Here is a 14,748-nt window from a genome sequence, read left to right as displayed (position 1 = left end):
TGTGATATTGCTAACTCTGGTTAGGAAAGATAGTATAGTAGGAAAATAGGAACGATTTGAAAAGGGTTGAGATGATGTTACGGAAAGAATTTAGAAACCGATTTGCCACAAAAGTAGTTTTCTCTATTTTACTCGTCATATTCATCTCGACTATTTTTAATAGTTATTTTTTCTATCAATCTGCTTCATATGCAGTAAAGGAAAATGTCAGGGAATCTTCTATGCAAATAGCAAGACAAGCAGCTGATTCTCTTTCGTATATTTTTTCAGTTGGCAGTGATATGTCAGATCTACTATATAGTAATGAACAGATGCAGGATATTGTGATGCAAGATAAGGAGGAGCTTAGTCTTGCGCAAAGAAGTAACAATAATGAATACATTAATTCTTTGTTAAACTCCTTTGTGTATTCTAGTTCCTATGTCCGAACCATATATGTACTTAAGGATAGTCGAACAAGCTGGGGGAGCGGCACATTTTCCTTTTACAAGCTTAGTCAATACAAGCTCTCGTATCAGGACTGGGCGACAGAAGCTATCCTTAAAGATGGGCAACTAGTGTGGCGTGGATTGGAATATGATCAATTAAGTGGAGCAGGACAAAACACAGAATTGGTCGTGACGGTGAATAGAGTATTAAAGGATTTTAATACGCTACGAAATATCGGATATGTTCAAGTTGGTTTGGATGGTCGAGTCATTCTCGAAAAAATTGAACAAATTAAGCTTGGGAAAACTGGTCGCTTTTTCGTAGTAGATGATAAAGGGGCAGTAATGGTGGACTCTGCCTTAGAAAATATTCAACAGCCAGTGAAAAATGAAGAACTTTTGCAACATATTCAAAATAAGCAGGTCAATGAATTTGAATTTATCCATGATGAAACCGCTTACTACGGGGTGAAACAACCGATAAGTAATGGCTGGACTATTGTTGGTATTGTGCCGATTGAGGAAATTACTGGCGAATTAAATGACATTCAAATGATCACAATCTTCACCACCTCCCTATTTGGAGTGGTTGCAATTATTATCGGGTTACTTGCGGCACAACGTGTAACCGAACCAATTAAAATATTGACTCAACAAATGAAACAGGTTGGAGAAGGGAATTTCAATGTGCGGACGAAAGTGGCCTCTACCGATGAAATTGGGCTGATGAGCTTACAGTTCAATCAAATGATTAACCAAGTGGAGCAACTTTTAGAACAGGTGAAAGAAGTGGAAGGTCAAAAACAGATGGCAGAGCTAAGAGCCATTAAGCATCGCATTAACCCACATTTTCTCTTTAATACGCTAAGTACGATTAGATGGTTAATGAAGCTGGATCAAAAGGAAAAAGCAAATACCGCCATGTCTGCTCTTATAAGACTTTTAGAAGCGAATATGGGGAAAAAGGGGACATTTGTTACTCTCCATGAAGAGCTTAATATTGTCGAGAAATTTATAGAAATTATGCAAATACGTTATGAACAACAATTTTATTTAGAGCTGGACATTGAAGAGGATATAGAAGGCTTCCTTATTCCACAAATGCTTATTCAGCCAATAGTGGAGAATGCGATTTTCCATGGATTTGTTCCGACTGGAAAGGACGGAACGATTCGAATTGTTGGGAAAAGGGTGGAGCATGGTATCAGCTTAGAGATAATGGATAATGGAGTTGGCGTGAAGAAAGAGGCATTGGAAAAATTACAACAGCAGTCCCCAGCTTCATTTGTTGGAATCGGGCTGCATCATGTATATGATTCTGTGAATCTATACTTTGATTCAGGGTCAAAAGTAGAAATAGAAAGTAATAAAGAAGGTACGGTCGTGAAGCTTTATTTAAAGCAAAAAGATAGAGGTGAAGCGCATGTATAACGTCATGATTGTGGATGATGAACCTGTAATTCGTTTTGGCTTGAAAGCTTCAGTGGACTGGAAACAGGAAGGGCTTCAATTGCTTGGTGATTTTCCAAATGGGGAAAAAGCATTGGAAGCCATGGATGAACAGGCTGTTGATTTACTCATTACGGATATTAAAATGCCGATTATGGACGGAATAACACTGATGAAAGAAACGTTAAAGCGCTACCCCAATGTGAAGGTTGTGTTAGTAAGTAGCTATAACGATTTTGAATATGTTCGGGAAGGCTTAAAGCACGGTGCCGTCGATTATGTATTAAAGCCAACATTAGAACCGGAGGATTTTTTACAGATCATACGAAAAAGTGTAAGTCTACTAAAGAAAGAGCGAGTAATTGAAGAGAAGCTTCACTTAGTAAATGAAACAAAGGCATTACAACAACGAAAAAGAGTCGAACAGCAGCTCAAGCGGATGTTGCTTCAAGGTGAAAAAGAATCTATTCAGTCCATATGGAATTCTCAACAAGCGATGACGGTCATGTATATTCAAATGATTGGTTCAGAAGTAATCGTGGAGCGAAAAGGAAAGCTGTATCAGTCCTATCTGTTAGATGAGATACAAGAATCATTTTATTCAGACTATAAAGATGGTATCTGTATTCAGTTAAATAATGCCGATATAGTGGTAGTGGTTCCGGCATTTCCTGATGCACCACAACGATTACATCGTTGGTTACTAGCGAAAACGACGATTCGTTTTACGATTGGACATGAGGAAGCTCCATCCATTCACGATCTACAAAAGAGCTTTACATTTTGTAAAGAAGCTTCTAAAAGAAGGTTTTATCAAAGTAATGAGGAAATTTTCGCATATACTTCTTCCAATAAACATGTTGCCAAACGATTAAAGGGTGATCAGTTAAAGCAATTCCTCATTCCCTATGATAAGCAAAAGGTGATGGAGTTTTTGCAGGTGCATTTTGTACACCGGAAAGAGGAAATGATGGAACCTGATCAATTGAAGGATGAGGCCTGTGATATTCTAACGCAGTTATTCATGGGGAAGATCGAGGATGTAGCTCTTTTACTAGATAAATGTTCTGTGTTAAAGAAGGCAGAAACAGTAGAGGACTTATTGGAAAAATTAAAGCAGCAAATAAAGGACTGTGAAATGGTAATGGCGAAACAGGATGAAAAGCCATTTGCCGACAATGAACTAATTGAAAAAGCGTTGGAGTATATCCATCAACACTATACAGATGAAGTAACACTTCAAAAGGTAGCGGCACATATTCATATAAGTAGAAATTATTTCAGTATACTTTTTAAGCGATATTTGCATCAAAATTTTATTGATTATGTTATCGATTTACGCATAAAAAAGGCAAAGGAACTGCTTAAGAATACTAGCTTAAAAGTGTATGAGGTGGCCGGAGAGTCTGGGTTTGGTGATGTAAAGTACTTTAGTAAATTGTTTAAAAGGACAACAGGGAATTCTCCTGGGGATTATCGGTTAGAGCACCATAAATAGAGGGAGGTGTAAGTGGTGATGGTTCGAAAACGAATAGCTTCATTTCTATTACTTTCAGGTTTGCTTTTTGTAACGGGCTGCAGCAATTTAAGCATACTAGATTCTCGCAGTAAGCCGCTGGAGGAACAAAACAATACAACTGAAATTATCATTTGGCACACATATAATGAAGAAGAAACAAAGGTATTCGAAGACGTACTCATCCCGCTTTTTGAAGAGGAACATCCAACTATTATCGTGAAACCTGTTCGCCAACCCCATAACGATCAGTTAAAATCTGCCCTGATTTCACGTGCATCTGCCAATAAGCCACCAGATATTATCCGAATGGATATTGCTTGGCTTCCTTCGTTTGCAGAGCTTGATCTAATTTATCCTGTTAGCCAATTCTCTGATTTTGCGGAATTGAAATCCCTTTTTTATGATGTACCACTGCAATCAAACTATTACGTGGATGCCTATTATGGTGTTCCGCTGAATACCAACACAAAAGTTGCCATATATAATAGAGAATTGCTCGAAAATGCCGGCTACCAAGCTCCGCCTACTACGATAGACGGCCTTCTAACCTTAGTGAAGGACCATGATTATATCATCGGGATTGGTGGGGTTTCTGCATGGGAAAGCTTAGCTTACTTCTATGCGTTTGGTGGTGAGCTGTTGGATGAAAATTATCAACAGGCGACTGGGTACTTGGATAGTGAAGAAAGTGTGCAAGCGGTAAACATTTTGCTTCAAATGTATGAGGAAGGACATCTTCCAAATGGATTCATTACAGGAAACCCGCTTACATGGGAAGGTGTGCTGGATGGAAGATATGCAGTCATTGATGAAGGTCACTGGTTTTACAGCATACGCCAAAAAGAAGTCATGAAGGAGCTCTATGAGAAAACGGTCCTTGCCCCTTTTCCAGCTACAAAAGGAAGAGGTTCTGTTTTAGGTGGAGAAAATTTAGTCATTACAAAAGGAACCAAGCATTTAGAGGAATCCTGGACTTTTTTAAAATGGATGACAACCGAAACTCCGCAAAGAATGCTGCTTGAAACAGGACTTATACCGACAAATAAACATGTGGAAGTAGCAGACCTTTATGATGATCACCCCTATTTACAAACATATGTGGAAAGCTTAGATGATGCCTTCTTACGTCCTCCACTTGCGGAATGGAGCAAAATAGATGAAATATATACTCGCTATATGAGACTGATATTTTCCAAAAATATGTCAGTAGAAGAAGGACTGCATGCGGCAGCACAAGAGATAGATACATTTTTAACACAATCGAATTAACGCGCTTACGCTAAAGTAAACAAAGGGGGAGTAAAACATGGGAGAAATGAAGTTTGGTATAATTGGATTAGGGGGAATGGCTAATCATCATCTTAATCTATTATCAAAATTACACGATGTGAAGGTTACAGCACTGTGTGATGTAAATGAGAAAGCCCTTCATACTGTGGCCAACAAGTATGAGGTACCAAGTGAACGTAGATTTACAGATTATGAATCTCTTATTAAAGATTCCGAGGTTGATGCTATCATTTCCATCGTTCCCAATAAGGTGCATGCGAAAATAATTAAACTATGCATTCAGTACGGAAAACCTCTAATGACGGAAAAACCTTTTACAGTCAATTTTGAAGAGGCTGTCGAGCTAAAAGAGCTTTTTGAGAAAAAACCTATTCCTTGTATGGTAGGTTTCTCCTATCGTTATATTCCAGCATTTCGTTTTGTGAAACAGATGTTGGAAGAGGGACAGCTTGGAGCAATCCGTCATATTTCTGTTTCCTATTTGCAACAATGGGGTGCCCCTCTTTTTGAGATTCCTTTCAATTGGCGGTTTAGTAAAGAAATGTCAGGCTCTGGTGCCTTAGGAGATTTAGGCTCACATATGATCGACAGCGCCAGATATTTTATTGGGGAATTTAAATCTGTTGCAGGAATGATGACCACCTTTGTAAAAGAAAGAAGGGTAGACGGAGGTGGAACACAAGCAGTGGATGTAGACGACTTTACCAGCTTCCAAGCAACCTTCGAAAATGGTGCGATGGGTACATTTGTGACATCAAGGAATGCGATTGGTTCAGGCAACCAATTAGAGGTCACTATTTTTGGAGATAAAGGGACAGTAAAGGTAGGTTGTGAAACACCCGATGAAATAGAAATTTGTGTGATATCAAAAGAAAATCTGGAATCTGGTTTTGTAAAAATACCTGTCCCTGAACAATATTATTTAAACCAATTACAAGATTTTATTGATTATGTAAAAGGAACGTCCTTGAAATACGTACCAATTTTCGAAGACGGCTACAAAAATCAAAAGATTATGGAATGTGTTATCAAGTCAGCAACAACAGGGATGCGAATAGACGTTGGAAATGGGTCGTGGGGACAGTCCCTCTGACCCAAAAGGAGGATTAACCATTTGAGTAAAGTAAACGTTGGTGTTGTTGGAGCTAGTTGGTTTGCGGATTTGTGGTATTTGCCTGTTCTTCAAATGCATCCAGATGTAGCAATAGCGGCGATTTGTAGCAAGACGGGGGAAAGCGCACAAAATATGGCAAAGAAGTACGAAGTGGAAAGGGTTTATGCAGATTATCGCCAAATGCTTGAAGACGAGAACCTAAATGGAATTTGTATTATAACGCCAAACGATTCTCATAAAGAAATCGCTCTTGCGGCAATAGCAAAAGGGCTTCATGTGTTATGTGAGAAGCCGATGGCAATGGATGCGATAGAAGCGTATGAGATGAATGAAGCAGCAAAAACAAAAGGAATCGTAAATGCAATAAACTTCACATACCGTGAGCATCCAGCCATCCAAAAGCTGCGAGAAGTGGTGGCGAAAGGATTAATAGGAGATGTCTATCAATCGTATTTTGAATATTCAGGCGACTATGGCCTGAATGGCCCTCCAGGATGGCGGGGCACGATTTCAAAAGGCGGAATTGGTGGGGTCCTACAGGATTTAGGCTCCCATCTAATAGATATGGCACAGTTCATTTTGCAGGATAAAATAAATAAAGTAAATGGGACACTCTTCTTTATGGAAAATGGAAGACTAGTAGATACTGCAATGAAAAAGTCGATTGATCAGGCAGCTGATTCTGTTTCGTTTTCTGCACGCTTTGCAAAAGGAGTACAAGCTTCCTTTCACACAAGCTGGGTAACACCTCAAGGCAATAAACACCAAACCATTGACATAAAACTTCACGGCCGTGACGGCAGCCTTCATTTATTCACAAGCGAGCTAGGTACATCGCTCCGCCATGCAAAGATAGGGGGAAAATGGAACGAGATGGAACTCGAAGAAGTAACAGCTTTTGATTGGAACAACAAGCCATCAGAACAAGCCTTCCGCCCATGGCGCTTAACCAACAAAAACGAAGTCTGGAAATGGATTGATCAAATCAACGGCAACAACCCTGCCCACCTCCCAACCTTCCAAGACGGACTCAATGTCCAACGCGTCATAGATGAGGTAATTGGAAAGGGAGTCGGTATTATGAATCAATCTTTGAGTAGTGAAACTTTTCAAAAATAAGGGAGTACGGGGGGAGTTTGAGGCTGGTGCTGAAACTCTCCTGTACTAGCTAACAAATATTTTAGCAGGGGAATTGTGCTTAAACGTGGCTTTTTCGTATTTTTAGATGAGCGATAGTGGGGTGCTGGATTGAAACTTGAGTTTTTTGCTTTTTCAGTCCAGTAAGAGGCACTTGTGCGACTAAGTTTGATGATTATCATGATTTCAGTCACACATTCTGACCTTGCATGACTGAGTTTGGTCTTCACACCATTCCCAGTCAAACATTTGCATCACGTCTCCCCCAGAAACCCACCCCAAAATCAAAAATAAACAAATATGTTTTTCCTCCTGTTACCTTAGCTTCAAAAATCCCCTTATCTATGCTCGTTTGTTAAATTCTCCAATACCTCAAAACTAAATTGCTTTAACTTTGAATCTGGAAGGGGTGCAAGGTTGTGAACGGCAGTTTTGGCTGCAGAAATGGCTTCGTCTGTTCTGCCTAGCTTTGACAGGATTAGTGCATGGTAAGTTTCTTTAATATAATAGCTTGAAAGATCAATCGGGTGATAAATTTCCGGCATAACGACTTTTTCGATGAATGTTAATGCTTCCTCATAGCGTTTTAGATAGTATAGTACTTTGGCCTTTTCTAAATAGAACCATGGCTTATAAAATGTTTGTATTTCTGAATCTGACAGGCTTTCTTCCACTTGACTAAGTGCTTGTGTATATTTTCCATCTGATATTAATCTCATCACACTAAACAGTTTATAAAAGTAAAGGGAGGAGGAGTGATCGGCAAATTCCCCGTAAATCTTCAGCTTATTAAGATAATATTCTCCTTCTTTTATATTTCCTTCCATTTGTGTATGTGCAGCTGCCAGACGGTATAGGTCATCAATGCGATAAAAGATTCGTTTTTCCTTCGAGAAAGCGATAGCTCTTTCCGTCGTTTCAATTGCGGAGCTAGTATGACCTGCCGCGTACAAAAGAATGGCTTCACTATAATCTAAGTCGAGTTGAGTTAAAGGTTCAATATGGGGGTATTTCGCTTCAATAGCCTTTCGTTCTAATTGAAATGTTTTTAGAGCTTCTTCAAATTGTCGCTCAAAGAATGGAATATCAGAAAGGAAGATACCGATCCTTGCTCTGTTAGCAGAAATATTCATCTGATCATACATATCAGCTGCTTTTTTTAACGTACTTTCCCACCCATGCTTGTTTTCCCGCTGCAGGGCATAGCTGTAAATTTCCAACAGTCTAGCGCTTTCGTACCCTTGTGCAAGTTTGCCAATGAATGGTTCAATTAGCTCTAACAATTTAAGATACTTTTCTGGAAGCTCTGTTTTTGGTGTATTATAAATTACCTCCGCATGCTCCAATACCTCTCTTCGTTCTCCAGAGCTATCTTCCCCTAGTAACTCCGCCACATCTACGCCAAGCTGCTTTGCAATAAAGGTAAGACTCTCCATAGAGGGATTTGCCTTATTGTTCTCAATTAAACTAAGCATTCCCTTCGTAAGTTCCTTGCCAGCCAGGCCTTCTAATGTCATCTTTTGTTGTTTCCTTAACTCTCGAATCCGATCTCCAAGCATAAGAAAATGACACTCCCTCTTCTTTTTGTTTAATTATATTAAACTTTTCCTTGAAAGAAAAGTAAAAGCGTGTTATGATTTGTTTAATTAAATTAAACTTTTCTGAAAAATAGGGGTGTTAGTATGGAAGAAAGTCTAAAGCTCAAACGAGCCACATACCATTTATACACATTTATGATGAGTAAATTAATATCTACATTTGGAGCACAAGTTTACACATTTGCTATCAGTTTTTACATTTTGCAATTGACGGGTTCAGCCACAAGCTTTGCTACCAATTTAATATGTAATGTTCTCCCGAGGGCACTTGCAGGACCATTCGTTGGTGCCATTACAGACCGTTACTCTAAAAAAATGATCGTCATCACAGCACAGATTGCCACAACCATTACCATTTTTGGTCTACTCATTTATACTCTTACACATGGACTTTCCCTTCTCGCCATTTACACAACAACGGTTATCTTGTCACTCGCGTCTACTTTTTCAGCAATTGCTTTTACCTCATCTATTACCGGTCTAATTGATAAGGGAAGAATACAAAGGGCAATGTCCTTAAATCAAATGGCCATCTCCTTTGCTGCCATTGGAAGTCCAGCAATAGGAGGTCTATTATATGGAGTAGTACCTATTCCGGTATTCCTTGTTATTTACATGGTATTGTCTTCTCTTGCAGTCATTTTGGAATCTACGATGAACTTCCGTCTTTATGCTTCAGAAAAAAAAGTAAACAAGGAAGAGTCGATATTACAAAGTATGAAGGCAGGTATCAAGTATTTGCGCTTTCAGCCACTCATCGTCATCATTCTCTGGATCGGCCTGTTCGTCAACTTTTTATTTGGAGCGTATGAGGTCGGCTATTCCTACATCTTGATAGAAAAACTAAAATTCCAACCCCAGCATTTTGGTTTCACTCAAGGAGCTCTGTCAATTGGGATGCTGTTAATGTCCGTTTATTTCTCCATGCGGAAAAAAGACGTGCAATATCCTCTAGTTGTCGCAAAAAGGGCTATCATAAGTGTCGGTCTTCTAATGGGAGCTATCTCTTTGCCACTCCTCCTAAATATGAACTATTCCATCATGATTGTCTTTTATATCATCATTATGTTTTCTTTGGGAGTTCTTTTAATGACCATTAATACACCGATACAGGTCATGCTGCAAAGGAAGATTGATGATGACTATAAAGGAAGAGTATTCTCGATTGTGGAGACAATGTCCACGGCCTTAGTTCCACTCGCAATGGTACTCTTCGGCTTCTTATTAGATCTCTTCCCTAGTCAATGGATCATGATGTTATCTGGCGGTACACTTATCATCGTCATGCTCATCATGACTCGCAAATCTGTCCTCCACAAAGCCCACCCAGAACTTCAGGCGGGTCAGCGGAAGGAGGGGGATGGGTCGTATGCTTCCTTGGAATCATAAAGAAACTGTTCCCGGGCTTTCCTTTCATGAAAAATGTTGGTAAGATTGATATATGAATAGGAAAGGGCTGATGGATGAACAATGATTAACTAATCTATATTTTTATTTGAAATGAATAAGTTCAAACTACAAAATATAGGATTAGTCTATCCATTTTTATTAATCAGTTTATCGGTTATTTGTCATGGTTTTTATGATAAATAAATTTATTTGAGATTAAGTGAAAGACTAATCCTTCCAAGTACAATTTGGGAGGATTTTTTGTTCTCCCATTAAGTAAAGGAGAGGTTTTAATGAGCAGTTCAGATACGATTGTAACGCATGTACTACTCCGTATAAGTCGATGATATCCATCAAACTTTTACGGAGAATCTAAAACAGATGGATGTACCGACTTTGTATGAAAAGTAAAAATGTTGATATACAAAGGAGGAAGAAACATGTCAATGATACAAGTACAAAACTTAACTTTTTCTTACCCAGGAAGCTTTGACAATATTTTTGAAGAGGTAAACTTTCAAATAGATACGGATTGGAAACTTGGATTTATCGGTAGAAATGGACGAGGTAAAACTACATTTTTTAATTTATTATTAGGAAAATTTGAGTACAGTGGCAACATCTCTGCTTCGGTAGAATTTAATTACTTCCCATTTCCAGTTTCAAATAAAGAGAAGTTAACTCATGAAGTATTAGAGGAAATTTGCCCACAAGCCGAAGATTGGGAATTTCTTCGTGAAATATCCTATTTAAATGTAGATGCGGAGGCAATGTACAGGCCATTTAAAACTTTATCAAATGGTGAGCAAACTAAGGTGTTGCTTGCTGCACTCTTTTTAAATGAAGGTCAATTTCTTTTAATAGATGAGCCAACCAATCACCTAGATACAGATGGACGGAAGATAGTTTCTGATTATCTAAGGAAGAAAAAAGGCTTTATATTAATTTCACATGATAGACATTTTTTAGATGGATGTGTAGACCATATCTTATCAATTAATAAGGCAAATATTGAAGTACAAAGTGGAAACTATTCTTCCTGGAAATTAAATTTTGATCGGCAGCAGGAACACGAAGAGACAACCAATCAACGTCTGCAAAAAGACATAGGGAGGCTAAAACAGTCCTCAAAACGTTCAGCAGGATGGTCTAATCAAGTGGAAGCTTCCAAAAATGGGACAACAAATTCTGGTTCTAAATTGGATAAGGGATTTGTCGGTCATAAAGCAGCAAAGATGATGAAAAGAGCAAAGAATCTGGAATCAAGACAACAAAAGGCCATTGAAGAAAAATCAAAATTGCTAAAAAATCTGGAAAAGACAGAGTCCTTAAAATTAAAACCATTGGAATATCACGCAAACGATTTGATTGTTTTGACTGATGTGTCTGCCAACTATGATGATCAAATTGTAAATAAGCCAATTAGTTTTAAAGTGGAACAGGGTGATCGAATTGTCCTCGATGGAAGGAATGGAAGCGGGAAGAGTAGTCTTCTAAAACTGATTTTAGGAAATTCAATTCAGCACACTGGCCAAATGAATATAGGTTCTGGCCTCACCATTTCCTATGTACAACAAGATACCTCTTATCTAAAGGGGCAGTTATCAGATTTTATAGAAGAGCATGAGATTGATGAAACATTATTTAAATCCATTCTACGAAAAATGGATTTTGACAGAATACAATTCGAGAAAGATATCTCTCACTATTCCGGTGGTCAAAAGAAAAAGTTGCTGATAGCCAAAAGCTTATGTGAAAAAGCACATTTATATATTTGGGATGAACCATTAAATTTTATTGATATCTATTCGCGCATGCAGATTGAAGAGCTTATCCAAAGCTTTAATCCAACAATGATTATGGTGGAGCACGATAAGGCTTTTCAACAGTCAATTGCAACCAAAACGATATCTGTAGAAAAAGAATAAGATGCTCACTAACCAGTAGAAGCGATACCAAAATAATGTATCGCTCTTACTGGTTATGTAAGAAGGAAAAAAGGAATATGATCTTATTTTTTGAATCTCTGCCATTACTGCACCGTTCGAATCGCTTACATAAAACCGTTTATCTTTTTTATATAAATCAAATTGGAGCAATAAACACCCTCCTAACAAAATCTCTTATACATTTTACGTATTGGACCATGTGATTGTTTCAATAATTAAAGTGAATCTATATGACTTCTGGCGCTTTAGGAGAGATAACGAAATAAAATGATAAATCCCTTCAAAAAATGGCCTAACTGTAATAAATTCCTATATTTTATTTTTCGTACATGAGAAAATATGAAAAGAGAGTCTTATGTGGCATATCAAATTTTTAATAGATAGAGCGATCCTAATAGATATGAGGTGTAAATAATGAAGTTACCATACAAAGAATACGGTGATAAAAGCGCCCCATTAATGGTTTTTTTGCATGGCGGTGGCGTAAGTGATTGGATGTGGGATAAGCAGGTGGAGTACTTCACTCATTACCATTGCATTGTTCCTATTTTCCGTGGTCATGGGTTACATAATGATGAGATGCCTTTTTCCATAAAGGGAAGTGCGGAGGAAATAATTACATTAATTGAAGAAAAAGCGGAAGGGAAGAAGGTTATACTAAATGGCTTTTCTTTAGGCTCACAAGTCATTATTCAACTGTTAAGCATGAAGCCGAAATTAATTGATTTTGCCATTATTAATAGTGCTTCCGTCAGACCAATGGCTATCGGCAAAAAATTAATTAAACCTACTATTCAATTATCTTTTCCATTAATCAAAAACAAATACTTTTCAAAACTACAAGCAAAAACATTATATGTAAGTGAGGATTACTTTGAAAGATATTATGAAGAAAGCTGTCAAATCAAACTTGATACGCTTGTTCGAGTCCTAGAAGAAAACATGTCATTTGGAATTCCGGAAGATTTTAAAAGAGCAAATACAAAGATATTGGTGACAGTTGGTGAAAAAGAAAAATCTATTATGATAAAATCTGCAAGGGAAATTGTAGCAGCCAATACCAATTGCACAGGTATCATCATACCAAAGGTTGGCCATGGAGTTTCCTTAGCAAAGCCTGACTACTTTAATCATATGGTGGAAGATTGGTTGCAAAAAGGGACCTTGCCAGAGGATGGTAGAGTGATAGGGTGAAGCACAGCTACTTATGACGAAAAAGCAGAGCCTATTCGAAAATATCGATAACCTCATTAAAAAATTCAATAAACCAAATTCTGCCCGGAGAAAAGCGATATTTATTCAAAAAATCGAAGTAGGGACGATTCAAACCGTCCCCTGATTCCTAATTCCTCTCTCTAGCCACTTGTGTATCGCGAATGTTTTTTTGAATCGTGATTGCTGCAAATAGGCTAAGGACAAATGACATTCCGTAGAAGCCTTTTTCGCTTAAAATAATACTTCCCGCATTGTATAATCCAATCGCCATTAAGGAAATGGATACGATTAATGCAAACCAACTGATGCCGTAGTAAATACTCGTTACCGGGATTCCCTCTTCTTTATCCCGGACCGCTTTTTGGAGGGAGACTGCAGCATAAAGACCGAATACTAAGACAGCAAAGTAGTATCCTTTTTCGTTCAGCTCCATTTGAGCATTAAACAAACCGATAAGATAAGCTGAAACTCCCACTACTAATGCCGCCCAGCTAGCCCCTTTAAAGGCTACAGTGGGCTCTCCCTCTTTTCGTTCTATCTTCACTTTTGGATGTTCTTTTTCATTGATTTTTACTATTGGATTATCATGGTTATCTGACATTTGCATCCCTCCTTTTAGGTTATGAAAATAGCCCTTAGTAATGTTTATTCTAAGTTAATCCAATCCATATCTTTTTTGAGCAAACTTTGGGTATGTTGTTCTTCACTGCCCTCTTCGGCTTGAAAGTTGTATAGCCAATTGACTTGAGGTGGAAGACTCATAAAGATAGATTCGATTCTTCCGCTTGTATCAAGCCCGAATTTTGTTCCTCTGTCATAAATAAGGTTGAACTCTACATAGCGTCCTCGGCGAACAAGCTGCCATTGCTTGTGCTTGTCACTATAGGAAATATCCCTGTTGTTGTTGATTAAAGTTAAATAAATGGGGGAGAACGAAAGGCCAACATCTTTTATAAAGGAAAAAAGATCTTCAATGGAACATTCCGCAGAAGGTGTCAGTTTATCAAAAAAAATGCCTCCGATTCCGCGGGTTTCGTTGCGATGCTTGATGTAAAAATAATCATCCGCAATTTGTATGAAGTGAGGGTAATAGGAAGGGTCATGTTGATCACAAACAGATTTTAGTGATTGATGGAAAAAGTTTGCATCTTTCTTTTTAATATAAATTGGGTTCAGGTCGATTCCGCCTCCAAACCATTTTAATCCATTAGATAATTCAAAGTATCTTACGATCATATGAATAATTGGAACCTTCGGACTCTTGGGATGCATAATTATTGATACACCAGAGGCAAAAAATTCTTGATTCTTGTCCACATTTAATCCCTCTGCTGCAGCATGGGGCAAGATCCCAAATACCTCAGAAAAATTCACTCCACCTTTTTCAATGATGTTGCCATTAGTGATTACTCTTGTCCTTCCCCCACCACCACCGCTTCGATCCCATAATTCCTCTGTGAAAACTGCTTTTCCGTCGCATTTTTCGATATCAATGGTTATCGTATCCTGTAAGCTTTTGAAAAATGATGTAATGGTATTGTTGTCCAAACTTTCCATTATTGTCTTCATAATTAGCTGGTACGAAGCCTTGCCAAACGAAGATGCAAGGGATTTTTACCAGATTCCCCTCCTTTTTTATGGAAAAAGTTACATTGTGTAA

11 protein-coding genes are annotated in these 14,748 nt (G+C 38.1%); 8 read left to right on the top strand and 3 right to left on the bottom strand.

Annotation, left to right across the window (positions count from 1 at the left end; genetic code table 11):
• Positions 1-74: 74 nt before the first annotated feature.
• Genes LRP81_RS05575 through LRP81_RS05555 form a run of 5 tightly spaced genes read left to right on the top strand, consistent with a single transcriptional unit; the run spans position 75 to position 6,919 of the window.
• The gene (locus LRP81_RS05575) at positions 75-1,859 is read left to right on the top strand and encodes a cache domain-containing sensor histidine kinase (protein ID WP_230500273.1); all 1,785 of its coding nucleotides are present in this window, start codon (positions 75-77) and stop codon (positions 1,857-1,859) included.
• Positions 1,852-3,375: a response regulator transcription factor gene (locus LRP81_RS05570; protein ID WP_230500272.1), complete on the top strand. Its 1,524-nt coding sequence runs from the start codon at positions 1,852-1,854 to the stop codon at positions 3,373-3,375. The genes LRP81_RS05575 and LRP81_RS05570 overlap by 8 nt, the downstream gene beginning before the upstream one ends.
• An 18-nt stretch (positions 3,376-3,393) precedes the next feature.
• The gene (locus tag LRP81_RS05565) at positions 3,394-4,665 is read left to right on the top strand and encodes an extracellular solute-binding protein (RefSeq protein ID WP_230500385.1); all 1,272 of its coding nucleotides are present in this window, start codon (positions 3,394-3,396) and stop codon (positions 4,663-4,665) included.
• 37 nt (positions 4,666-4,702) lie between these two features.
• Positions 4,703-5,779: a Gfo/Idh/MocA family protein gene (locus tag LRP81_RS05560; RefSeq protein WP_230500271.1), complete on the top strand. Its 1,077-nt coding sequence runs from the start codon at positions 4,703-4,705 to the stop codon at positions 5,777-5,779.
• A 21-nt stretch (positions 5,780-5,800) separates the two neighbouring features.
• Entirely contained in the window at positions 5,801-6,919 is a 1,119-nt protein-coding gene (locus LRP81_RS05555) for a Gfo/Idh/MocA family protein (RefSeq protein ID WP_230500270.1), read from the top strand.
• A 356-nt stretch (positions 6,920-7,275) separates the two neighbouring features.
• Here the strand turns inward: LRP81_RS05555 and LRP81_RS05550 are convergent, their stop codons facing one another.
• Positions 7,276-8,496 (bottom strand): helix-turn-helix domain-containing protein, encoded by a 1,221-nt coding sequence (locus LRP81_RS05550; RefSeq protein ID WP_230500269.1) that lies wholly within the window; start codon positions 8,494-8,496, stop codon positions 7,276-7,278.
• Positions 8,497-8,619: 123 nt separating this feature from the next.
• On the opposite strand from LRP81_RS05550, the gene LRP81_RS05545 reads away from it, so the two are divergent.
• The 3 genes from LRP81_RS05545 to LRP81_RS05535 all read left to right on the top strand — a co-directional run bounded on the left by LRP81_RS05545 (position 8,620) and on the right by LRP81_RS05535 (position 13,067).
• Entirely contained in the window at positions 8,620-9,924 is a 1,305-nt protein-coding gene (locus LRP81_RS05545; protein WP_230500268.1) for an MFS transporter, read from the top strand.
• Between the two features lie 440 nt (positions 9,925-10,364).
• Positions 10,365-11,852, top strand: coding sequence for an Lsa family ABC-F type ribosomal protection protein (locus LRP81_RS05540; RefSeq protein ID WP_230500267.1), 1,488 nt, complete (start codon positions 10,365-10,367; stop codon positions 11,850-11,852).
• Between the two features lie 435 nt (positions 11,853-12,287).
• A complete protein-coding gene (locus LRP81_RS05535; RefSeq protein ID WP_230500266.1) occupies positions 12,288-13,067 on the top strand; it encodes an alpha/beta fold hydrolase in 780 nt (259 codons plus the stop codon).
• 148 nt (positions 13,068-13,215) lie between these two features.
• On the opposite strand, the gene yiaA is transcribed toward LRP81_RS05535, so the two are convergent.
• On the bottom strand, positions 13,216-13,689 hold the full coding sequence (gene yiaA, locus LRP81_RS05530) for an inner membrane protein YiaA (RefSeq protein ID WP_230500265.1): 474 nt from the start codon (positions 13,687-13,689) through the stop codon (positions 13,216-13,218).
• A 44-nt stretch (positions 13,690-13,733) separates the two neighbouring features.
• Complete coding sequence (gene hemF / locus LRP81_RS05525; RefSeq protein WP_230500264.1) at positions 13,734-14,657, bottom strand: oxygen-dependent coproporphyrinogen oxidase; 924 nt, start codon at positions 14,655-14,657, stop codon at positions 13,734-13,736.
• Between the last annotated feature and the right edge of the window lie 91 nt (positions 14,658-14,748).

It is taken from the genome of Sutcliffiella rhizosphaerae, from assembly GCF_917563925.1.
Lineage (GTDB): Bacteria > Bacillota > Bacilli > Bacillales > Bacillaceae_I > Sutcliffiella_A > Sutcliffiella_A rhizosphaerae.
The sequence above is the reverse complement of the archived record's forward strand: the minus strand, read 5'-3'. Positions and strand labels throughout refer to the sequence as shown.